Annotated in this window: 21 protein-coding genes and 1 pseudogene; 18 read left to right on the forward strand and 4 right to left on the reverse strand. The window is 71.6% G+C overall.

The genetic code is table 11. The annotated features are described in order from the left end of the window. The 10 genes and pseudogenes from BIV01_RS12970 to BIV01_RS13005 all read left to right on the forward strand — a co-directional run. Positions 1–354 (forward strand): annotated as a pseudogene (locus tag BIV01_RS12970) (ABC transporter substrate-binding protein); the annotation flags it as partial. An 80-nt stretch (positions 355–434) separates the two neighbouring features. Next, positions 435–1,499, forward strand: coding sequence for an LLM class flavin-dependent oxidoreductase (locus BIV01_RS12975; protein ID WP_071295311.1), 1,065 nt, complete (start codon positions 435–437; stop codon positions 1,497–1,499). Then, entirely contained in the window at positions 1,496–2,203 is a 708-nt protein-coding gene (locus BIV01_RS12980) for a cysteine hydrolase family protein (RefSeq protein ID WP_254791833.1), read from the forward strand. Before BIV01_RS12975 ends, BIV01_RS12980 begins: the two co-directional genes overlap by 4 nt. 5 nt (positions 2,204–2,208) lie before the next feature. Then, entirely contained in the window at positions 2,209–3,534 is a 1,326-nt protein-coding gene (locus tag BIV01_RS12985) for an NtaA/DmoA family FMN-dependent monooxygenase (protein WP_254791839.1), read from the forward strand. A gap of 1 nt (position 3,535) precedes the next feature. Continuing rightward, positions 3,536–5,257 carry an MFS transporter gene (locus tag BIV01_RS12990; protein ID WP_254791834.1) on the forward strand — a complete coding sequence of 574 codons (1,722 nt, stop codon included), beginning with the start codon at positions 3,536–3,538 and terminating at the stop codon, positions 5,255–5,257. Between the two features lie 53 nt (positions 5,258–5,310). After that, entirely contained in the window at positions 5,311–5,817 is a 507-nt protein-coding gene (locus tag BIV01_RS12995; RefSeq protein WP_071303097.1) for a flavin reductase family protein, read from the forward strand. Between the two features lie 160 nt (positions 5,818–5,977). Then, entirely contained in the window at positions 5,978–6,109 is a 132-nt protein-coding gene (locus tag BIV01_RS20365) for a hypothetical protein (protein ID WP_302847426.1), read from the forward strand. A gap of 43 nt (positions 6,110–6,152) precedes the next feature. Beyond that, positions 6,153–6,344, forward strand: coding sequence for a hypothetical protein (locus BIV01_RS13000; protein ID WP_071303098.1), 192 nt, complete (start codon positions 6,153–6,155; stop codon positions 6,342–6,344). Positions 6,345–6,375: 31 nt separating this feature from the next. Further along, positions 6,376–6,546, forward strand: a complete 171-nt coding sequence (locus tag BIV01_RS19845; protein ID WP_175473723.1) for a hypothetical protein — start codon at positions 6,376–6,378, stop codon at positions 6,544–6,546. 6 nt (positions 6,547–6,552) lie between these two features. Continuing rightward, positions 6,553–6,789: a hypothetical protein gene (locus tag BIV01_RS13005; RefSeq protein ID WP_071303099.1), complete on the forward strand. Its 237-nt coding sequence runs from the start codon at positions 6,553–6,555 to the stop codon at positions 6,787–6,789. A 17-nt stretch (positions 6,790–6,806) separates the two neighbouring features. Here BIV01_RS13005 and BIV01_RS13010 read toward each other — a convergent pair whose 3' ends face one another. Continuing rightward, positions 6,807–7,379 (reverse strand): TetR family transcriptional regulator, encoded by a 573-nt coding sequence (locus BIV01_RS13010; protein ID WP_254791835.1) that lies wholly within the window; start codon positions 7,377–7,379, stop codon positions 6,807–6,809. A gap of 88 nt (positions 7,380–7,467) precedes the next feature. On the opposite strand from BIV01_RS13010, the gene BIV01_RS13015 reads away from it, so the two are divergent. Next, complete coding sequence (locus tag BIV01_RS13015) at positions 7,468–8,319, forward strand: SDR family NAD(P)-dependent oxidoreductase (protein ID WP_071303100.1); 852 nt, start codon at positions 7,468–7,470, stop codon at positions 8,317–8,319. 316 nt (positions 8,320–8,635) lie between these two features. Here the strand turns inward: BIV01_RS13015 and BIV01_RS13020 are convergent, their stop codons facing one another. Together BIV01_RS13020 and BIV01_RS13025 are read right to left on the reverse strand one after the other, a co-directional pair. Next, complete coding sequence (locus BIV01_RS13020; protein ID WP_071303101.1) at positions 8,636–9,223, reverse strand: TetR/AcrR family transcriptional regulator; 588 nt, start codon at positions 9,221–9,223, stop codon at positions 8,636–8,638. 71 nt (positions 9,224–9,294) lie between these two features. Continuing rightward, entirely contained in the window at positions 9,295–11,394 is a 2,100-nt protein-coding gene (locus BIV01_RS13025; protein ID WP_175473724.1) for an MDR family MFS transporter, read from the reverse strand. A gap of 110 nt (positions 11,395–11,504) precedes the next feature. On the opposite strand from BIV01_RS13025, the gene BIV01_RS13030 reads away from it, so the two are divergent. The 3 genes from BIV01_RS13030 to BIV01_RS13040 all read left to right on the forward strand — a co-directional run bounded on the left by BIV01_RS13030 (position 11,505) and on the right by BIV01_RS13040 (position 15,445). Next, complete coding sequence (locus BIV01_RS13030) at positions 11,505–11,981, forward strand: MarR family winged helix-turn-helix transcriptional regulator (protein WP_071303102.1); 477 nt, start codon at positions 11,505–11,507, stop codon at positions 11,979–11,981. A gap of 114 nt (positions 11,982–12,095) precedes the next feature. Continuing rightward, a complete protein-coding gene (locus tag BIV01_RS13035) occupies positions 12,096–13,937 on the forward strand; it encodes a DEAD/DEAH box helicase (RefSeq protein ID WP_071303103.1) in 1,842 nt (613 codons plus the stop codon). A gap of 191 nt (positions 13,938–14,128) precedes the next feature. Beyond that, a complete protein-coding gene (locus tag BIV01_RS13040; RefSeq protein ID WP_071303104.1) occupies positions 14,129–15,445 on the forward strand; it encodes a fibronectin type III domain-containing protein in 1,317 nt (438 codons plus the stop codon). 80 nt (positions 15,446–15,525) lie between these two features. On the opposite strand, the gene BIV01_RS13045 is transcribed toward BIV01_RS13040, so the two are convergent. Continuing rightward, entirely contained in the window at positions 15,526–16,452 is a 927-nt protein-coding gene (locus BIV01_RS13045; protein WP_071303105.1) for an NAD-dependent epimerase/dehydratase family protein, read from the reverse strand. A gap of 125 nt (positions 16,453–16,577) precedes the next feature. Here BIV01_RS13045 and BIV01_RS13050 point away from each other — a divergent pair, with 125 nt between their 5' ends. The 4 genes from BIV01_RS13050 (at position 16,578) to opgC (ending at position 22,529) form a co-directional block, all read left to right on the forward strand. Continuing rightward, positions 16,578–17,297 (forward strand): TetR/AcrR family transcriptional regulator, encoded by a 720-nt coding sequence (locus BIV01_RS13050; RefSeq protein ID WP_071303106.1) that lies wholly within the window; start codon positions 16,578–16,580, stop codon positions 17,295–17,297. 293 nt (positions 17,298–17,590) lie between these two features. Then, entirely contained in the window at positions 17,591–19,612 is a 2,022-nt protein-coding gene (locus BIV01_RS13055) for a glycosyltransferase (RefSeq protein ID WP_071295305.1), read from the forward strand. Continuing rightward, complete coding sequence (locus BIV01_RS13060) at positions 19,609–20,022, forward strand: ATP-binding protein (protein ID WP_070416845.1); 414 nt, start codon at positions 19,609–19,611, stop codon at positions 20,020–20,022. The genes BIV01_RS13055 and BIV01_RS13060 overlap by 4 nt, the downstream gene beginning before the upstream one ends. Then, positions 20,019–22,529 (forward strand): OpgC domain-containing protein, encoded by a 2,511-nt coding sequence (opgC, locus tag BIV01_RS13065; RefSeq protein ID WP_071303162.1) that lies wholly within the window; start codon positions 20,019–20,021, stop codon positions 22,527–22,529. Before BIV01_RS13060 ends, opgC begins: the two co-directional genes overlap by 4 nt. Positions 22,530–22,556: the final 27 nt, after the last annotated feature.

The following is a 22,556-nucleotide window of genomic DNA, read 5'->3' on the forward strand; positions in this document are numbered from 1 at the left end:
GCCGTCGAGGACGTCCTGCGCGCCGCCCTGCACGCCTACGACTTCTGCTCGTCGAGCGCCGCGAAGACGAAGCAGTGCGTCGGGTACGCCGCGAAGCTCTCCGGCGCGACCTACGACGAGGCGCAGAACGCGAAGATCTGGACGACCGAGACGAAGGTCATCGCGGACAACCCGACGCCGGGCCAGCCGCTCGGGGGCATCGACCCCGAGAACGTGTCGAAGCTCGTCGACATGCTGCACCAGTTCGACATCGTGAAGAGCTCGGTGACCGCGGACGACGCGAAGAGCTGGTTCACGAACGAGTACATCGACGCGATCACGAAGGACGGCGAGACCGTCTGGCCCGCGCCGTGACCACGGTGGGTCGCGCGGACGCGCGACCCACCCGGCACGACGTGACACGCACCGAGCAACGACCAGAGAGGCGGCGCACCATGCCCGCGAAGGAGTACGGGATCTTCCTCCCGATCGGCAACGGCGGATGGATGCTGTCCGACACCGCCCCCCACCCCGAGGCGACCTACGCCTGGAACAAGCGCGCAGCCCTGCACGCCGAAGCGATCGGCCTCGACTTCGTGATGTCGATGGCGAAGTGGCGCGGCTTCGGCGGGAGCACCGACCACTGGGGGCGCTCCCTCGAGTCGATGACGATGATGGCCGGGATCGCTGAGGCGACCGAGCGCGTGAAGATCTGGGCGACCATGCACGCGAACGTCCACAACCCGGCGGTCGCGGCGAAGATGTACACGACGCTGCAGGACCTCTCCGGGGGTCGGGCGGGCATGAACATCGTCAACGGGGCCTACGCGGCCGAGTTCGAGCAGTTCGGGATCTGGGACGCCGGCCTCAGCCACGCCGACCGGTACCGCATGACCGAGCTCTGGACCGAAGCGGTCACCCGCCTCTGGACCGAGGACAGCGTCACGATGCACACGCCGTACTTCGACCTCGACGCCTGCGAGTCCCGCCCGCACCCGGCCAGCAGGCCGACGATCATCAGCGCCGGCAAGTCCGAGGCCGCTCGCGCGTTCCAGGCGAAGTACGCCGACGGTGCGTTCCTCGCGGCGGACAGCCTCGACGAGATGCGCGACCTGTCCCGCGACGTCCACGACCGCGCGGCCGACGAGGGTCGGGTGTGCCGGACCTACTCGATGCTCACCGTCGTGCAGGACGAGACCGACGAGGCCGCGCAGCGGAAGGTGCGCGAGTGGGGTGCCGGCGTCGACCGCGAGGCACTGGCCTCGATGCGGGCGTCGTGGGGCGTCCCCGCCGAGCAGGCCCGTGCGTGGGCGGACGGTGCTGCGGGTGAGGACGCGTTCCAGACCGCCTACGTCGCCGGTTCCGCCGAGACCGTCACGGAGCACATCGAGTACATCGTCGACCGGGGCGAGCTCGACGGCCTCATGCTGATCTTCCCCGAGTACGACCAGGACATGGTGCGCTTCGGCGAGACCGTCCTGCCGGCACTCCGCCAGCACGACGCGGCGGTCGTCCGGTGACCGGCGGCAGCGGCGGGCTCGACCCGCGACTCGCCCGGTTGCTGGACGGCCCCTCGTCGTCCGGTGATGGTGGCCGCACGCCGGCGCTCGTCGTCGTCGACGTGCAGCGCGACTTCGGTGAACCCGCGCGCATCGCCGGCTACGGGCTCGACGACCGTGCGTTCGCCGCGGTGGACGCCGCGATCGTCCGGATCGGCGCCCTCGTCGACGAGGCGCGAGCCACCGGCGTCCCCGTCGTCTGGGTCGAGCTCGGCAGCGACCCGTCCGCCCCGTGGCACAGCAGCACGTGGCTGCGCGGCGGTGCGCTCGACGGACCGATGCCGGAGGACGAGCCCTGCCGCATCGGCACCGCCGGCGCCGAGTGGTACCGCACGGCGCCGGCGCCCGGTGAGACCCGCGTCGTCAAGCGCGGCTACAGCGGGTTCCTCGGCACGGACCTGGAGGCGCGGCTCACCACCGCCGGGATCGGCTGGCTGACCGTCGTGGGACTCACGTCCGAGTGCTGCGTCTTCGCGACGGCGCAGGACGCGATGCAGCTCGGCTGGCCCGTCGTGGTGCCGTCGGACGCCACCGTCGCCTACGACATCGACGTGCACGACGCCGCGCTCACGATGATCGAGCTCAACGTCGGTGTCGTCACGGACGCTGCCGAGACCACCGCGCTGTGGCAGGCGTGGGCGGCGTCGCCGGTGGGTGCCCCGTGAGCGGCATGCACATCGCCTACGACCTGTCCTTCACCCACACCGAAGGGCGCTGGGCCGCCGCCGGCAGCTGGGTCGGCCAGGACTTCCCCGACGTCCGCATGTACATGGAGGTGGCCCGGACGGCCGAGCGCGCCGGCGTCGACATGCTGTTCTTCGGCGACGGCTCCGGCGTCCCGAGCACGTGGCGCGGCAGCATCGACCCGGCGGTCGAGTGGGGGATCCAGTGGCCCCGGCAGGACATGTCGCCGGTCATCGCGGCGATGTCGACGGTGACCGAGCACATCGGGTTCGGACTCACCTACTCGTCGACCTTCACGCACCCGTTCTCCACCGCACGGCTGCTCAACTCGCTCGACCACGTCACGGGCGGCCGGATGGCGTTCAACGTCGTCGCGTCCTCGCGGGGTGCGGACGCCGCGAACTACGGCTCCGACCACCTGATCGACCACGACCTCCGGTACGAGCGGATGGAGGAGTTCATCGGCGTCTGCCGTGCGCTCTGGGACTCCGTGGCGCCGGACGCGATCGTCCGCGACCGGGCGACCGGGCGCTTCGCCGACCCGTCGCGCGTGCACCCCATCGACCACGACGGCCGGTTCTTCAAGGTGCGGGGGCCGCTCGCCAGCGTCCCGAGTCCGCAGCGCCACCCGGTCGTCGTGCAGGCGGGCAACTCGCCGCGGGGCATCGCCGCGAGTGCGTCGTTCGCCGACCTCGTGTTCGGGTTCGGGGCGAGTGTCGCCGGGCAGCTCCGACACCGGAACGCCCTCGACGCGGCACTGACGGACGCCGGACGGGACCCCGCCGGGGTCGGGATCCTCTGGGCGACCCAGGTGATCGTCGGCGCGACGCTCGCCGAAGCCCAGGCCCGACGGGACTCGCTCCTGTCGTTCTGGAACCGCGAGGCCGTCGGGACCTTCATCTCGCACAACGCCGGGTACGACTTCTCGACGCTGCCGGCCTCCTTCCGGCTCGGGGACCTGCGCGACGAGATCGTCGCCGCCCAGGCGAGCCCGGCCGGACTCGTCGGCAGCCTGGTCGCCGAGTTCGGGGAGGACCACACGATGGACCGAGACGACTTCTTCGAGCACGGGTGGCGCGCCGCGACCGGCCTCGACCACATGCTCGTCGGCGACGCCGCGGGGGTGGCCGACGCCCTCCAGGAGAACTTCGCCGCGACCGGTGGGCGGGGCGGCTACATGCTGTCCAGCCCGCTCGGGATGCCGTCCGGGTTCGCCGACCTCAGCGAACTGCTCGTGCCGGAGCTCCGCTGCCGCGGGGCCCTCGCGCCGCGGTACCCGGGGGCCACGCTCCGCGAGAACCTGGCGGTGTGAGGTGACCCCGGCCCGTCGGTGGCTCGCGCTCGGCGGGCTCTGCCTCGGCTTCTTCATGCTGCTGCTCGACAGCACGATCGTGTCCGTCGCCCTGCCCGACCTCGGGCGTGACCTCGGTGCCGACGCGTCGACGTCGGTGTGGGTGAACAGCGCCTACCTCTTCGCGTTCGCCGTCCCGCTGCTCGTGGCGGGCCGGCTCGGCGACCGGTTCGGACACCGGCGCGTGTACCTCGTCGGGCTCGCGGTCTTCACGATCGCCTCGGTCGGGTGCGCGGCCGCGCCGGGGATCGGCGCCCTCGTCGCCTGGCGTGCGGTCCAGGGCCTCGGCGCTGCGCTGCTCACCCCGCAGTGCCTGACCGTGATCCGGTCGCTGTTCGAACCGCCGAGGCTCGCCGTCGCGCTCGCCGTCTGGAGCGCCGGCGGCGGGGCGGCGACGGTCGCCGGGCCGCTCGTCGGCGGGCTGCTCGTCGAGGCGTGGGGGTGGCCGTCGGTGTTCCTCGTGAACGTGCCCGTCGGGATCGTCACGGCGATCGCGGTCCTCCGCTTCGTGCCCGTCTCCCGGCGCATAGCCGTCCCGCTGCCCCTGTTCGCCGTCGTCGGCGTGACCGTGGGGGTCCTCGGTGTGGTCGTCGGCGTGCAGGGCACGGACACCGGGCTGCTCGCCGACCCGGTCGCCCGTGGTGGTGGGGTCCTGCTCGGCGCCGCGGTGGTGGCAGCCGTCCTCGTCCGGCAGCGGCGTGCCGGCGACCGCGCCCTCGTCCCGCTCGCCCTCTTCCGCGACCGCGGTTTCGTGACCGGGTCGTGGGGCGCCACGGCCGCGTCGTTCTGCGTCGGGTCCGCCCCGATCCCGCTCATGCTCGACCTGCAGCAGACCCGCGGGCTGAGTGCGGGATCGGCGGCCCTCGTGCTCGTGCCGATGGGGGTCGCGTGCCTCGCCTCGGCGCCGTTCGTGGGCCGCATGACGAACACCGCCGGCCCTCGGGCGACCGCGACGGTCGGAGCCGTCCTGCTCGTCGTGTCGGTGGCACTGACCGCGGTGCTCGTCGGTGCCGCGGCGCCCCTCTGGACGATCGCCGCGGCCTTCACCGGGTTCGGGATCGCGAACGCGTTCGTCTGGTCGCCGTTCTCCCTCGCCGCGGTCCTCGGTGCGGGTCCCGCGACGGTCGGGGCGGCATCGAGCGTCTTCAACACCGTGAAGCAGCTCGGCGCCGTGCTCGGCAGCACCGCGACGGCCGTGCTGCTCGCCACCGCGGGTGACGCGGTCGCGCTCGGTGCGCTCGCGCTCGTGGCCTGCGGTGCCGTGGTCGCCGCGCGTGCGCTGTCCGGCCGTCCGGGTGCCCCGGTCGTCCTGACCGGCGTTATCGTCCACGGTGCCGGGGTCGGGCACGACCTGGGGTTCCCCACCGCGAACCTGCGGCCCGAGGACGAGTCTGCTGCTCCCGTCCCCGTCGACGGGGTCTACGTCGGATGGCTCGCGGCTCCCGTCGGCGCTCCGCCACGGCAGGCCCTCGTGTCGATCGGCAGCAACAGCACCTTCCCCGACCGACCGCGCACGGTCGAGATCCACGTGCTCGACTTCGACGGCGACCTGTACGGCTCGGTCGTCGAGCTCACCGTCGGTCGGCGCATCCGACGCCAGCGCAGGTTCCGCGGGCCGGACGCGCTCGTCGCCGCGATGCGGTCCGACGAGCGTCGGGCCCGTGCGGTGCTCGCCCGCTCCTGACCGTTCGTCCCTGACCGTTCGTCCCCGACCACTCGTTCCCCGAGGAGGACCCCGTGCACGACCACTTCATCGAGGACCCGCTCGACATCCGTGAGGCCATCGCCGAGGTGCCCTCCGTCGTGGCAGCGATCGCCGCGTGCGTCGACGGTTCCCCCGTGGTCATGGTGGCGACGTCCTTCACCGTCGGCGTCTCCTACGACCCGCCGTTGGCGACGATCGCCGTGCAGCACTCCTCCACGACGTGGCCCGACCTCGCAGCAGCGCCGACGCTCGGCATCTCGGTGCTCGGCGACGGACACGGGCCGCACACGGCGCAGTTGGCGTCCCGGGACCGTGCGCGGCGCCTGCACGGCATCGAGTACGTCGCCGCCGGGTCCGGTGCGGTCTTCCTCGACGGTGCCCACTCGTGGTTCGAGTGCTCGGTCGAGGGCGTCCACCGTGCGGGCGACCACGACATCGTGGTGCTCCGCGTCCTCCGGGTCGCGCGGGATGCCGCCCGGTCGGCGCTGGTCTGGCACCGGCCGGCGCGCTTGAGGGTCGCCGTCGACGCGCAGCCGTGACCACAGGGGCGCTGGCGCCGTCGTTCCTCCCCAGCGCGGGGCGAGCAGGAGCGAGGGAAGCTCGGTAGCGTTCACGATGCGTGCACAGGGCCGTCTCCTCACTGTGCTCGTCTGCTCGGCATGCAGCGTTCAGGAGGCGCCACGAACATCCTGGGAACACATGCCGCTGTCCATCGTCATCGTCGGTCTGCTCGCCGCTTCGGGTGGGCTGCTGTGCGCGCTCATCCCGCGACCGATCCCGCGCACGATGAAGGAATCCCTTCTGCTCGGGCAGAACGCCGTGGTGATCTGATGCCGTCCGGGGGCCGGACACTTCGCCCGGAGAGGGGCTTCCGATGTTCAGGATGAAGGGAAACCTCTTGCTGCCGACGGTCATCGCCTTGGTCGCGATCGCACTCGGTGTGGTCACGCTCCTCTCGCCCGGTCGCGCCGACGCCGGCGTCGCCATCTGGGGCGCGCTCGCGGGCTTGTTCGGCGTGTACGTGTTGTGCGGGGTCCTGGTCTCGTGGCGAGCCAGGAACAAGTGACGGAGTTCGCGTCAATGAGAACGGAGCCGCATTGAACGCACTCCCACTCGTCCTCGGGCTCGTGCTGGTGGTCGGCGGATTGGCGTGCATCCCGTGGGTGGCGCAGCGGAACCGCAACCACCCGCCCTCCGACCGTGGACGGCTGATCGCAGTCGTGATCGCACTCGTCATGCTCGTCGCCGGCGCGCTGCTCCTCCGGTGAACGTCGTTGACTGACTCGCTGGCGCTCTGGGTCCTCGGCGGCGCCTTCGTGCTCCTCGGCTGCGCGACCGCGGTGTCGCCGGAGGCGATGCACGACTTCCTGCGGCGGCAGATGCGCATCGTCCAGGGCAAGAAGGCAGCTGATCGTCACGCTCAGTTGCCCACGGCACTCTTCCGGGCCCTGGGCATCGCCATGCTCTGCGTCGGCATCGTGCTCGGCATGTTCGCCGCGACGGGCGGCTGAGCGCCGAAGGACCCCGCTCAGCCCCGCACGACCGCCGCCACCGTCGCCACGACGACCTCCCGCCGCCGCGCCGCCCCCACCTCGTCGGTCAGCCGGGCGTACTCCGGCGTCGCACCGCTCCACAGCGCAGCGGTGTGGATGACGATCCCGAGGAGCTCCGCCGCCGAGAACGTCGTCGGCAGCCGCCCGTCCCGCTGCGCGTTCTCGATCGCCCGGAGCTTGGCGGCGTTGCTCCGCACGACGGCGTCGATCGGGTGCGAGGTGTCGCCCCGCTCGAGCCGGTACCAGGTCGCCAGGCGCTGCACCCAGGGTCGGTGTGCGTAGGAGTCGTGCAGGCGTCCGGCGTACTCGGGCAGGTCGTCGGCGTCGATCGTGACCTCGTCGAGCGTCTCGGCGACCATCGCGTCGAAGACCGCGTCGAACAGGCCGTCCTTGCTGCCGAAGTAGTGGTAGATCTGCGCCTTGTTGCTCGCGGCGGCTGTGGCGATCCGGTCCACGCGCGCGCCGGCGATCCCGACCGCGGCGAACTCGTCGCGGGCGGCGACGAGGAGTCGGGCGCGGGTGGCGTCGGCGTCGCGGGGCATCGGCATCCGTCCAGGTTATCAACCGGACGGTTGACAAGTGAGAACCGGAGGTGTTCCATGAGTGCTGTCAACCAACCAGTCAGTTAGGAACACCATGTCCGTCTTCCTCGTCACCGGTGCCTCGCGGGGCCTCGGCCGCTCGATCGTCACCGCAGCCCTCGCCGCCGGTCACCAGGTGGTCGCCGGGGTCCGGGACCTCCACGCCCTCGACGACCTCACCAGCGCGGAGCTCGTCCCGGTCGCGCTCGACGTCACCGACCCCGACGCCGCCCGTGCAGCGGTCCGCACCGCGGTCGAGCGCTTCGGCCGACTCGACGTGCTCGTGAACAACGCCGGGTACGCGAACCTCGCCAGCATCGAGGACGTCGACCCCGCCGACTTCCGCGCCCAGGTCGAGACCAACCTGTTCGGCGTGGTGACCCTCAGCCAGGAGGCCGTGCACGTCATGCGCGAGCAGGGCTCCGGGCACATCGTGCAGGTCTCGTCCGTCGGCGGGCGCATGTCGACGCCGGGGCTCGGCGCGTACCAGACCGCGAAGTGGGCCGTCGGCGGGTTCTCCTCGGTGCTCGCGAAGGAGGTCGGGCCCCTCGGCATCCGCGTCACCGTCCTCGAGCCGGGCGGCATGCGCACCGACTGGGCGGGGTCGTCCATGACGGTCGCGCCGGTCCGGCCGGAGTACGAGGCGACCGTCGGGGCGTCCGCACGGATGCACGGGGGCACGAGCATCGGTGCGAGCGACCCGGACCTGGTCGCCGAGCTCGTGCTGCAGGTCGTGGCGATGGACGAGCCGCCGCTCCGCCTGCTCGTCGGCCCGGACGCGTTCGAGCACGGGACGGCCGCCGGCCGCGCGCTCCTGGCCGAGGACGAGCGGCACGAGGCGCTCAGCCGGTCGACGCAGGCGGCCGACGCGACGCCGGAGCAGCTGGACCCGCTGGCACGCGCCTGAGACGCGACCACCTGACGGACGGGAGGCGCGGTGCGAGCCGGCACCGTCCCTCCCGTCCGACAAGCGGTACCGTCTCCACGCGCTGGGCGACAGTCCACGGGCCGGTGCGCGCGTGACGTGTCGGTGAGCGCGAACGTTCACCCGCGTCGACGCGGACGCGTGGTCGCCCCGCGACACGCGCCGTTGCGCGCCGCGGGGCGAGTAGCCGGCCGACGGGTGCGGCCGGTGCGAGGAGCGTAGGCAGCCTCCGCGCCCGGTGGGAGGACCCCTGCGGGATGCCGAAACGGCCTGCGGGTCCACGCAGGCAGGCGTCCGGTCAGGCGGACGCGAGCGCGCCCATCTCGCCGACCACGGCGCGCAGTCGGACCGCGAGCTCGTCCGGCCCGCCGACGGTCTCGCGGTGCGCCACCTCGGACAGCGCGGACATGACGAGGGCCACCGCGGTGCGGGCGGTCTGCTCGTCGGTCCGCGTGCCGACCGTGGCGAGCAGGGACTGCCGGGACTCGGCCATCCACTGCATGACCATCGGCGCCATCTCCGGGCGGAGCACGAGCAGCTCCTTCATCCGGCGCCGGTCCTGCGAGAGGGGCACGGTGGCGGCGACGAGGCCGCACAGGTCGTCGATGAAGCGCCCCTCGGCGGTGGCGAACCAGGTCGCGGCGGCCGGCGGGACCTCGACCGTGTCGAGCCCGAGCGCCGCGTGCGCCTTCGAGGAGAAGTAGTTGAAGAAGGTCCGGGGGGAGACGTCGGCGTCGGCGCAGATCTGCTCCACGGTCACCCCGTCGAGGCCGTGCGCCGAGACGAGCGTCAGTGCGGCGTCGTGCAGCGCCGAGCGGGTCTGCTGCTTCTTCCGTTCACGCAGCGAGCACGGCTCCGTCGCCGTCGTCGCGGGGGTGGTGGTCACGGTGACTCCTGGTGCTGGTGGGGTGGGACGCCCGTCCACGAAGGGGGACAGCGGGCGGGCGCCCCGGTCGGTCACCGGCGCTGCGCGGGCTGCGTCGGGGTGGATCCGGTCATCGGGCCGGTGAAGGAGCCCGCCTCGGCGGCGGCCAGGCCGGCGGCCGTCTCGAGCTCGTCCTCCGCCGAGAGCCGGTCGTCGTCGGCGCGCTGCGCACCCGCGGCGTCCGCACGCTCCTGCAGCGCCGAACGCTGACGGAGCGGCGGCACCCGGAAGAACCAGGTGAGGACGAAGGCGAGCAGGATCACACCGAGACCGACCCAGTAGATCGTCACGGACGAGGCGTTGAAGCCCGCCATGAACGGCCGGGTGAGCCGGCTGTCCGCACCGGTCAGGAACGAGGTGTCGTTCGTGCTCATGGTGCTCGACCCGGAGCCGCTGCCGTCGGAGACCTGCTTCGCCACGGCCGGGGTGAGCTCGCCCACCCAGTAGGACCGCTGCGCCGCGTCCGACCAGTCGACGACGAGCTTGCCGTCCTGCACCGAGGCGTGGGCCTGGTCGGCTGCCGCGGCGAGGGCCTGGGCCTGCACGGCGGCCGGGGCGCTCGCGGTCGACTGCTGCACCTGGGCGGTGACGTCGTCGAGCGAGGCCTGCACGTTCTGCTCGAGCGGGGTGACGATCGGGGTCCAGATCTCGTCTATGACGCCCCGGTTCGCGGGCGCGGTGGCCACGGTCGGGTTCGTCGCCGCGTCGAGGGCTGCGCCGAGGTCCTTCTGGTTCGCGGTCGCGTGCAGGATGTTCGACGGCATCACCGAGAACAGGATCGACAGGAGCACGGCCGTGCCGAGCGTGCCACCGATCTGGCGGAAGAACGTGGCGGACGAGGTGGCGACGCCCATGTCCCGGGCCTCGACCGAGCCCTGCGACGCGAGGGTGAGCGACTGCATGACCGACCCGAGCCCGAGCCCGATGAGGAACATGCCGATCATCAGGAACCAGAGCGGCTTGTCGATGCTCATGAACGTCAGGACGACGTAGCCCGAGGACACCAGCGCCGTGCCGATCACCGGGAAGATCCGGTAGCGGCCGACCCGGGCGACGATCTGGCCGCTCGTGATCGACGCGATCATGAGCCCGCCGACGAGGGGGAGCGTCGCGAAGCCGGACTCGGTCGGGGTCAGGCCGACGACGATCTGCAGGTAGAGGGGGATGGTCAGCATGGCGCCGAACATCGCGAAGCCGACCAGGAACCCGATGACGGTCGCCATCGAGAACGTGCCGGAGCGGAAGAGCTTCAGCGGGATGATCGCGGCGTCGCCCATCTTCGACTCGATGAGCAGCAGCGCGACGAGGCCGACGACGCCGATGACGTAGCAGGCGATCGCGGCGGCCGAGCCCCAGCCCCAGGTGCGGCCCTGTTCGGCCACGAGCAGGAGCGGGACGAGCGTGACGATGACGGCGGTCGCGCCCCACCAGTCGACCTTCGGCTTCGCGGTGTCGCCACCGTGCACCTTCGGCAGGTGCAGGAAGACGAGCACCATGACGAGGGCCGCGATGCCGATCGGCACGTTGATGAGGAGCACCCAGCGCCAGCCGGTGATCCACAGGATCTCGGAGGAACCGGCGAGCAGGCCGCCGATGAGCGGGCCGATCACGGACGAGATGCCGAACACGGCGAGGAAGTAGCCCTGGTACTTGGCACGTTCGCGCGGAGCGAGGATGTCGCCCATGATCGCGAGCGGCAGCGACATCAGCGCACCGGCACCGATGCCCTGCACGGCGCGGAAGCCGGCGAGCATGAGCATCGAGGTCGACATCGACGAGAGCACGGCGCCGAGGATGAACACCACGATGCCGAAGATGTAGAGCGGCCGGCGCCCGAAGATGTCGGAGAGCTTGCCGTAGATCGGCGTCGCGATGGTCGAGGTGATGAGGTACGCGGTCGTCACCCAGGCCTGCTGGTCGAGCCCGTGCAGGTCGTCACCGATCGTCCGGATCGCCGTGCCGAACACCGTCTGGCCGAGCGAGGACAGGAACATGCCCGCCATCAGCCCGTAGATCACGAGGAGGATCTGGCGGTGGGTCATCAGCGGCTGCTGGCCGGGTGCGGCGGAGTCCGTGGGGACCCCGGCTGCGCGTCGGCCGTGCTGCACCGGGACGGGTGCGGTGGCGGTCATCGAGCTCCTTGCTTCGTGCTGTGTTTCCTGCTGTGAAAGTTTGCAGACCGCGCAACGATACATCCATTGCTTCCGACAAGCAACTAAATGTGGCCGCTACGCTGTCCGGCATGACCGAGGACCGGGACGACGCCGAGCGACTGCTGCGCGCGCAGCTCGACCGGCTGTGGGTCCGGCAGACCCTGCGGTCGTCGCTCATCGAGTCGCGCGGGGGACTGGACCCCACGGCGCGCGTGATCCTGCGGGCGGTCGACCACTTCGGGGCCGTCCGGTCCATGGCGATCGCGGACGCCACGGGGTTGTCGCGCCCGGTGATCAGCCGCCGCGTGGCATCGCTCGTCGAGTCCGGGTACCTCGGCACCGCCCCGGACCCGGCCGACGGACGCGCCAGCCTCGTCTCGATCGCCCCGGCCGGCCGGACGCTGCTCGACACGCTCGACGTCGCCGGCGCCGAGGTCTTCGACGACCTCACGGGGGCGTTCGCCACGGGGGAGCTGCACACCCTCGCCGGGCTCCTCGCCCGGCTCAACGACCGCGCCGACGCGGTCCTCGGGATCGGCGCCACGGACCGGCGCGACGCGTCCTGACCACGCGGCACGCGCCCGTGACGTGACCAGGAGGCGGACGGGAGGCGCGGTGCGGGCCCGCCCCGATCCTCCCGTTCGTCACTGCTCGCGCCGTATTCGAGATACCGTTTCCGCATGAGCACGGACACCGCCACCACCACTGAGACCCTCGACGACGGGCCAGTGGTGACCTTCGCCGACCTCGGCCTGAGCGATGCTGTGCTCAAGGCCGTCAAGGACATCGGCTACGAGACCCCCTCCGCCATCCAGGAGGCCACGATCCCGACCCTGCTCGAGGGGCGCGACGTCGTCGGCCTCGCGCAGACCGGAACCGGCAAGACCGCGGCGTTCGCGCTGCCGATCCTGTCCCGCATGGAGGCGGGCAGCAAGGTGCCGCAGGCGCTCGTGCTGTCGCCGACCCGCGAGCTCGCCCTGCAGGTGTGCGAGGCGTTCGAGCAGTTCGCCTCCCACATGAAGCACGTGCACGTCCTGCCCGTCTACGGCGGCCAGGCGTACGGCGTGCAGCTGTCCGCCCTGCGTCGCGGCGTGGACGTGGTCGTCGGCACGCCCGGTCGCATCATGGACCACATCGCCAAGGGCACGCTCGACCTGTCCGAGCTGAAGTACCTCGTGCTCGACGAGGCCGACGAGATGCTCAAGATGGGCTTCGCCGAGGACGTCGAGACGATCCTCGCCGAGACCCCGGACGACAAGCAGGTCGCCCTGTTCTCCGCGACGATGCCGGCCCAGATCCGCCGCATCTCGCAGCAGTACCTCACCGACCCGGCCGAGATCACGGTCAAGACGAAGACGAAGACCGCGGCGAACATCACGCAGCGGTACCTCATGGTGTCGTACCCGCAGAAGGTCGACGCGCTCACCCGCATCCTCGAGGTCGAGGACTTCGAGGGCATGATCATCTTCGTCCGCACGAAGAGCGAGACCGAGACCCTCGCCGAGAAGCTCCGCGCCCGCGGGTACGCCGCAGCGGCCATCAGCGGTGACGTCGCCCAGGCCCAGCGCGAGCGCACGGTGAACCAGCTGAAGTCCGGCAAGCTCGACATCCTCGTCGCCACCGACGTCGCCGCCCGCGGCCTCGACGTCGACCGCATCACGCACGTCGTGAACTACGACATCCCCGTCGACATCGAGTCCTACGTGCACCGCATCGGCCGCACGGGTCGCGCCGGCCGCTCGGGTGACTCGATCAGCTTCGTCACCCCGCGCGAGCGTCGCCTGCTGTCCGCGATCGAGCGGCACACCAAGCAGCCGCTCACGCAGATGCAGCTGCCGACGATCGAGGACGTCAACGAGACGCGCCTCACCCGCTTCGACGACGCGATCACCGCGGCGCTCGAGCAGCAGGACCGCATCACCGCGTTCCGCGACATCATCGCCCACTACGTCGAGCACCACGACGTCCCGGCCGACGACGTCGCCGCCGCGCTGGCCGTCGTCGCGCAGGGCGAGGACCCGCTGCTGCTCGACCCGAAGGCCGACGAGCTGCGGAACCGCGTCGACCGCGACGGCCGGAGCAGCGACCGTCGTGACCGTGACGACGACCGCGGTGCCCGTGGCGACCGGGCCGACCGTGGCCCGCGCCGCTCGCAGCCGATGACCGCCTACCGCATCGAGGTCGGGCGTCGGCACCGCGTCGAGCCGCGCCAGATCGTCGGGGCCCTCGCGAACGAGGGTGGTCTGCGCCGTGACGACTTCGGGGCGATCCAGATCCGCCCGGACTTCTCGATCGTCGAGCTGCCCGCCGACATGGACGCCGGGGTGCTCGACCGGCTGACGGACACCCGGATCAGCGGGAAGCTCATCGAGATCAAGCCGGACCGCCGTGGTGGCGGTGGCGGGGCGCGCCGGTACGACCGCGACGACCGTGGGCCGCGTGCCGGTGGTCGGGACCGTGACGACCGCGGGCCGCGTCGGTACGACCGCGACGACCGTGCGGAGCGCAAGCCGCGTCACTGACGCGCGTCCTCTCGACGGGAGGCGCGGTGCCAGCTGGCACCGCGCCTCCCGTCGTTTCCGGGTTGCGGGATGACGCATGAGGGCCTGCGCGGCCCGCACGATCCCGGCGCCGACGGGTCCGCGACGTCCGACCGGTGCTCTGATGTCCGTAGTCGTGGCGCATGGACCACGGGACGAACAGGGGAACGCACGTGTTCAGAGCCGTACTGACCGCCGCAGCCGCGGTGGCGCTCGTCATCGGGGGAGCCGCGCCGGCGACGGCCGCACCCTCGTCGGTGCCCGGCGCACCGACCTCCGTCCGCGTCACCGGAGCCGCGGACAGCGCGACCGTGACCTGGGGACTCCCGAAGTCCGGCGCGAAGGTCACCAGCTGGCGCGTCACCGTCTCGCCCGCGCAGCAGCAGCCGGACGCCGGCGTCGACCGGCTCCCGGCCGGCGCGCGGTCCGACCGGTTCGGCAACCTGACCGCGAGCACCGCGTACACGTTCTCGGTCCGTGCGGTCGGGACCCGGGGCACGGGCAAGGCCGTCTCGGTGCGGTACACCGCGCCCGGGTCGGTCCAGACCGTGCAGTCCCTGTTCGCACTCGACGGCGCGGGCTCGGTCGTGCGGTTCCCGACCTCCGGCACGTCCGCCCCGACCACGATCGCGCCGAACGCCGCCGGCTTCACAGCAGACGACGTGGGCGACGTGTTCGTGCCCTCGGCGGACCGCACCTCGATCGTGATGTACCCGGCCGGCGGCGCCGCTGCCCGGACCGTGGCGACCGGCCTGCGCCTCACGGCGGACCTCCGCTCGGACGTCGCCGGCAACCTGTACTGGGTCGACTCGGTCTCCGGTGCGATCACGAAGCTCCCGGTGTCCGGGGCCGCACCGACGGCGATCATCCCCTCGGCCGGCTCCGGCTGGGCGGTCGGACGCGACGGCACGGTCTCGGCCGTGACCTTCGGGACCCAGGGCGCCGCGACGAAGGTCGTCTCCGTGTCGCCGACGGGCGTCCGGACCACCCGGTCGATCCCCGAGACCGGCTACCGGATCTTCGCGGCGGTCATCGCGGACGGCGGCGGGAACCTCTACGTCAACTACCTCTCGACCGGCGCGTCCGGTGCGAGCGGATGGGTGCTGCTGGCGAAGGGCTCGAGCGAGCTCGTGTCGGCCGAGTCCCGGATCGGCTTCACCTACGCGGCGACGAACGGGCGGGCGCTGGTGTCCGCCAAGTCCGCCGGGTGGTGCGCCGCTCCGAGCGAGGGCAGCCCCGGCGGCTGCACCGCCGACAAGACCATCACCTCGCTGTCCTCGCGGACGGCCGACGGGACGACCACCGAGCAGACCACGAGCGGCGTGACCGCCCAGGGCCGTGGCGTGTGGATCGGTGCGGCGGACGAGGCGGGCAATCTGTTCTTCGACGTGAGCGCCGGCCCGACGACCGGCCTCTGGCGGCTGGACGCCGCAGGCGGCGTGGCGCAGCGGCTGTCCGCTGGACAGTTCTCGCGGTTGCTGGTGATCTGAGGTCGGACCCGACCAGGTGACTGACGGGAGGCGCGGTGCGGGCTCGCACCGCGCCTCCCGTCATGCAGTGCGCAGCCGGTTCAGGCGACGCCCTCGACGGTCCGTCGGCACACCTCGTCCCACGGGGTCGGCTCGATGCCGAAGTGGGCTCGGGCCGCCGAGTCGTCGACCACGTACGGGGCCGTCCACTGGTAGCTCATCTCGGCGATCTCGCGCATCATCGGTGAGAACAGGCCCATCGCGCGGAGCATGCCGGCGGGGAGACGCCGGACGGTGACCGGGGGCTTCGCCGCCGCGGCCAGTACCTCGGTGAGGGCCTGCACCTGCGACCGCGGCGCGTTGCTCGGCACCATCCAGGTGCGTCCGTGGGCGGTCTCGTCCGCCGCGGCCGCGACGAGCATCCGGGCGACGTCGAGCACGTCCGTGAAGGTGTGCGGCAGGTCGGTCCGGCCGATCATCGACACCGCCTTCCCCTGCAGCGCTGCCGGCAGGACGCGGGTGATGTGGCCGTTCTCGCCGATGCCGGCGCCGACGTAGTCCGAGGCGCGGACCTCGACGGCACGCAGCCGTCCCGCCTCGTGCGCCGTGCGTGCATCGGCCCAGAGCCGTGCCCGCAGGATGCCCTTGTGGTCCGTCGCGGCGTCCGGCAGGCTCTCGCGCATCGGTCCGTCGACGGGTCCGTAGGGGTAGAGGTTCCCGGTGATGGCGTACACCGCGCCGGTCCGCTCGGCTGCGGTGAGCAGCGCGGTCGCGAGCGGCGGCCAGGTCTGCTCCCACTGCGTGTAGTTGCCGGGGTTGGCGCAGTTGTAGAGAGCGACGGCCCCCTCGGTCGCCCGGGTGAGCGCGTCGGCGTCCGAGGCGTCCAGGGCGAGGTGCTCGACGCCGGAGACACCCGTGTCCCGGCCAGAGCGCGTGGCGACGGTGACCCGCTCGCCCCGTTCCGCGAGGAGTGCGGCGACGTGACGGCCCACCGGACCGGCACCGATGACGACTTGGTGCTGCGACATGGCTTCCTGCTTTCGTCTGTTTGCGAGAGCACCGCTCTCGGTTCTCAGCATGCACGAGCGGTCGCCGAATTGCAAGAGCAGTGCTCTCGATTGTGTGCAGTGCTCTCTCGTGTCATGGTGGAGGCATGACGGACAAGGCGCCCACTGCACGATCCCTCGCACGCGAGACCGTGCGGGCCGGCATCCTCGCCGCTGCCCGGGTCCGGCTCACCGAGGAGGGGCCGTCGCAACTGAGCCTCCGCGCCGTCGCCCGTGACGTCGGGATGGTGTCGTCGGCCGTCTACCGGTACTTCCCGAGCCGCGACGACCTGCTCACGGCGCTCCTCATCGCCGACTACGACGAGCTCGGCGGCGCGGTCGAGGCAGCCGAGGCGGCAGCGGGACCGGCACCCGGGGCTCGGTGGGTCGCGGTGTGCCGGGCGATCCGGACGTGGTCGATCGCGCACCCGGGGGACTTCGCGCTCCTGTTCGGCTCGCCGGTGCCCGGGTACGTCGCGCCGCGGTCGACCGTGGACCCGGCGTCGCGGACGACGCTCACGATCGTGCGGGTGGTCGCGGACGCGGTGGCGGACCCGGGGTACCGCGCACCGCTCCCGGCCGGGTCGGGTCCGGGGCCCGTCGCTGCGGCGGTCGCGGACGGGGTGGCGTCCCTGCGGGCGTTCGGCACCGAGCTGCCGGAGGAGGTCCTCGTCCGCACGCTGATGGCCTGGACGACGGTGTTCGGCACGGTGTCGTTCGAGCTGTTCGGGCATTTCGTCGGTTCGGTGTCGGACGGTGCGGCGTACTTCGACGAGGTCATCGCGCGGCTGGCCGAGGGACTCGGGTTCGTCGCCGAGTTCGACTGACGGGGTCGCGCTGCGGGTCGCGCCGTCCGTCGGTCGCGGGTCGCGTCGTCCGTTGGCCGCGTCCTGTTGTCCCCAGAGCGGGGTGCCGGTCTGACAGGGGGCCCGTTCCTGCGGTAGACAGGTCGTGGGCCCCGGTCGTACCCGACGACCGAGTCCACGCTCGGGACGGCACACCTGGAGTCTCCCCGGACGGACCACCACCCTCGGGCGCGCGCCGCGGCCGGGGGCCGACGGATCAGGGAGGCTCGCTTGCGACGCAGCACGTTCGGCGACGCCGTCGTCGGGGGCACCCGGTGACCGCGCTCGACGTCAGCCGGCAGGACCGCCGCCGTCTCACGACCGGGACACCCCGGAAGCGCCTCGTCGCCGTCCGGACCGTCGCCCTGCTCGCCTCGATCGCCGGCGTGAACTACATCGTCTGGCGCTGGGCCGCCTCGGTGAACTGGCACTCGTGGTGGATCGCCGTCCCGCTGATCCTCGCCGAGACGTACAGCGTGATCGACTCGCTGCTCTTCGCGTTCGGGGCCTGGCGGCTCCGTGAACGCGGGGAACCGCCGACCCCGCCGCAGGACCCCGTGACCGTCGACGTCTTCATCACGACGTACAACGAGCCCGTCGACCTCGTCGTCCGCACCGCGACGGCGGCGAAGGCGATCACGCACCCGCACACCACGTGGATCCTCGACGACGGCAACCGTCCGGAGATGCGCGCCGCCGCCGAGTCGCTCGGGATCGGCGTGATCACCCGGGGCGCCGACTGGATCGACCGACCGCGGCACGCCAAGGCGGGGAACCTCAACAACGCCCTGCTCGCGACCCAGGGGGAGTTCCTCCTCATCCTCGACGCCGACCAGGTCCCGGAACCGTCGATCCTCGACCGCACGCTCGGGTACTTCAAGGACTCGCGGATGGCGCTGGTCCAGACGCCGCAGTGGTTCGAGAACGTCCCCGAAGCCGACCTGCTCGGCAGCCAGGCGCCCCTGTTCTACGGGCCGATCCAGCAGTCGAAGGACGGGTGGAACGCCGCGTTCTTCTGCGGGTCGAACGCGATCCTCCGGCGCGAGGCGCTCATGCAGCTCGGGGTCACCCGGTACGTGCGCGAGGTCGAGGCGTCGGTCGCGCGGACGATCAAGACCTCCCGGAAGCTCCTCGCCCGTGCACGCGAGACGGAGACCGACCCGCGGGTGCTCGGGGCGCTCGACGAGGCCGAGGCCGTGGTCGACCGCGCCCGCGACCAGGTCCAGCGGGGCGAGCCGCTCGGCGACGTCACCTACGACTTCCAACGCGGCATCGACACGATCTCCTACCGGTTCGCCGCGTCCGACCTCGAATCGGTCCGCAACGACCTGCAGGAGCTCGCGGCGATGTCGACCGACGCGAACACCTTCGCGGGCCTCGACGACGCGGCACTCGACGTCCTCGGCCGCCGCGACGCCTCGCCGGTCGCCGCGATCGAGTCCATCGCCGTGCTCACCCGGGCGCTCGACGTCAACCGTGACGACGAAGCCCAGCCGATCATGCCCCTGGCGACGATCTCGGTCACCGAGGACATGGCGACCGCCATGCGCCTGCACGGCCTCGGCTGGAAGTCGGCCTACCACGACGAGATCCTGGCGAAGGGCCTCGCCCCAGAGGACCTGCCGACCATGCTCGTGCAGCGGCTCCGCTGGGCGCAGGGCACAATGCAGGTCTTCTTCCGCGAGAACCCGCTCGTGCAGAAGGGCCTGTCGTGGGGGCAGCGGCTCATGTACTTCTCGACGATGTGGAGCTACCTGTCCGGCTTCGCCGCGATCGTCTACATCGCGGCCCCGGTGCTCTGCCTGTCCTTCGGTGTGGTGCCGGTCCAGGCGTACAGCGTCGACTTCTTCGTCCGGCTCATCCCGTTCCTCGTCCTCAACCAGCTGCTCTTCTGGGTGGTGGCGGCCGGCAGACCGACGTGGCGCGGGCAGCAGTACTCGCTGGCGTTGTTCCCGGTCTGGATCGAGTCCGTCACGAGTGCGTTCGAGAACGTGTTCCGGGGCAAGCCGCTGGGCTTCCGGGTCACCCCGAAGGTCCGTGACGAGTCCGAGCAGAAGCCGCGGTGGGACCTCGTGAAGCCCCAGCTCATCGCGATGGGGGCCCTCGTGGCGGCGCTGATCCTGATCGGCATCCGGTACCTGACCGGCCAGGCGTCCGGCATCGCGCCGCTCGTGAACACCGCATGGGTCGTGTTCGACCTGTTCATCTTCAGCATCGTCATCCGGGCCGTGCTCTACCGCGGACCGGGCACCGCGCAGTCCGAGCACGAGTCGAGCACGGCCGGGGGACCCCTGTGAGCCCGGCGCGGGTCGAGTTCGACGTCCCGGCGGTGCCGGCGTCCCTCGACGAGGTGCAGGACCGCTTCGGCGCGTGGTGGGACACCCTCGGCATCGACGACGTCCGGCTCCGCTTCGGCCTCGAGACCGCCCTCGCCGAGATCGCCGCGAACATCGTCGAGCACACCCGACGCGCCGACCAGGAAGCCGGCCGGCGCTACACCGTGGAACTCGACGCGACCGACCACGAGCTCGTCGCCGTGCTCACCGACAACGGGCTGCCGGTCGACATCGACCTCGCTGCCGTGACGATGGCCGACGCCGACGAGGAGAGCGGTCGGGGCCTGGCCCTCGCGATCGCCGCGCTCGACCGGCTCGAGCACCGACACGAGGGTGGTCACAACGTCTGGACCCTGGTGTGCGCACGGTGAGCCGGACCGCTGCCCGGCTCGTCGCGTTCCTGGTGGTGCTCGCGACGTTCGCCCTGGGTGGCGCGCTGCCGGCGTCAGCGGTGCAGGCTGCCGCGACGAGCGGTGCGTCGATCGCGCCGTCCGACGGGAAGACCTGGTTCGGACCGGACATCGACTGGGGCGACGACGCACCGGCCGGGTACGCGGGACGACTCGGTGCGACACCGTCGATGTACGGCGTGGAGATCCAGTACCCGCTCGACCGCAGTGCCCGCAAGGAGTTCCTCCGGGCCACCCGCGCTGCCGCGACGCAGGGCGCCGTCCTCGTGGTGAGCCTCGAGCCCGACCAGTCGCTCCGGTCCCTCACCGCGGCCGACGCCCGTGCGGCGAACGCCCTGCTGGAAGAGGTCCACCGCCAGTACGACACCCAGGTGCTCGTCCGGTTCGCCCCGCAGATGAACGGCACGTGGGTGCGGTGGGGGCAGCAGCCGACACAGTTCGTCACGGCCTTCCGGACGCTCGCGACCGCGGTCCACGGCGGCAGCTCGGACGCGCTGATGGTGTGGTCCCCGTCCTACGGTGCGGGCTACCCCTTCGGCGAGTCCGCCGGCCGGCTGCAGGACCTCTCCGCGACCGACGTCTCGAAGCTCGACACGAACGGCGACGGACAACTCACCGCGGCCGACGACCCCTACGAGCCGTACTGGCCCGGGGACTCCGCCGTCGACTGGGTCGGGCTGTCGATGCTGTACTTCGGCAAGGGCAAGGCGACCGAGGCAGCCGGTCGGGACGTCCCGCTCACCCGGAACGACGTCCCCGAGGCCGGCGAGGTCACCGCTCGTTTCGACGAGACCTGGGGCTACGAGCAGCGACAGCAGGGGAGCTTCTACGACCGCTTCGCCGTGGCCGACGACCGGCCGATGCTGCTCGACACCGGGGCGCTGTACGACCACTCGCTCCGGGGTGCCGACGAACTCCCGGTGAAGCAGGGCTGGTGGCGACAGGTGATCGCCGCCGTGCAGGACCGCCCGTTGATCCGCGGCGTGACGTTCCTCGAGACGAACCGCCGCGAACCCGAGGCCGGCAACCGCGTGGCCGACTGGCGCGACACCGCCGTGCCCGGCATCGCCGGCTCGTTCCGCACCGACCTCGAGCGCGCGGGCGACTTCGTGTTCGGACCCGTGACGGACGAGGTCACGCCACGGGACGGTGCCGCGGCGACCGACCAGCAGTACGACACCGGCGGCGACCAGATGGCCTGGATCGTCTGGTGTGCCGTCGGTCTCGCGGTCGTGTTCCTGCTGAGCGGCCTGTTCGGTCGACTGCTGCCGAGCTGGCGCTACCCCGACGACGGCAAGCCCGGGCGCGACCTGCGGCTCGACCTGTTCCGCGGGTTCATCATCCTCGCCGTGGTGATCACCCACATCGAGATCGGCGGACCGTACTCGTACATCACGCTGCACGCCGTCGGCGCGATCACCGGCGCGGAGATGTTCGTGTTCCTGTCCGGCATGGTCCTCGGCATGACCTACCCGTTCGCCATCAAGAAGTTCGGCGAGTGGGCGGCCGCCATCGGGGCGTGGAAACGCGCGCGGAAGCAGTACCTCGTCACGCTCGGGGTGATCCTCGTCGTCTTCGCGCTGAGCTTCGTGCCCTTCCTGAACACCGACGCGATCACCACCTTCACCGACCGGGGGACCGGCACCGGGGGAGTCGGCGCCGAGGGGCGCGTGTACGACCTCTACCCGAACGCGATGCAGCTGCTGGCGTACCCGCCGCCCTGGTACGCGATCCGGCAGTTCCTGCTGCTCGAGATGGGCCCGTGGCCGTTCAACATCATGGGCCTCTTCGTGGTGCTGAGCCTGTTCATCCCGGCGTTCATGTGGGTGATCCGCCGCGGGTTCTGGTGGGCGCTGCTCATCGTCAGCTGGGCGCTCTACGTCTACCAGGCGCTCAACCCGGAGTTCCGGCCGCTGAACTCCCAGTTCGAGGCGGTCTTCCCGCTCCTCACCTGGCAGGTCGTGTTCACCCACGGACTCGTGCTCGGGTACTACCGCCGGCAGATCATCGGCGCACTGACCGGTCGCCTCGGCAAGGTCCTCGTCGGGGTCGGCATCGGCGGGTACGCCCTGTTCCTGGTCTACGTCTGGGCGGGCGACCACTTCGGGTTCACGCCCGTGCCGTTCCCGGCGACGATGTACGACCAGCTGTACAACACCGCCTACCAGCGCGTCGACCTGCAGTGGGGGCGCCTGGTCGACATCGCCTTCTTCGCGATCGTGTCGTACGCGATCCTCACCGTGTTCTGGAAGCCGATCGCGAAGGCCATCGGATGGCTGTGGATCCCGATCGGGCAGGCGAGTCTCTACGTGTTCGTCTGGCAGGTGTTCTTCGCGCTGGCGATCGCGTCGATCCCGGGTGTCGACTGGGGCAACGGCTGGATCGGCTTCGCGACCCACACCCTGCTGATCCTGCTGGCCTGGTACATGGTGCGGAAGCGGTTCCTGTTCTCGGTGATCCCGCGCTGACGCGCTGTGCGACGGACAGGAGGCGCG

Origin of the sequence: Curtobacterium sp. MCBA15_013, from assembly GCF_001865095.1 — a bacterium.
Taxonomy (GTDB): domain Bacteria; phylum Actinomycetota; class Actinomycetes; order Actinomycetales; family Microbacteriaceae; genus Curtobacterium.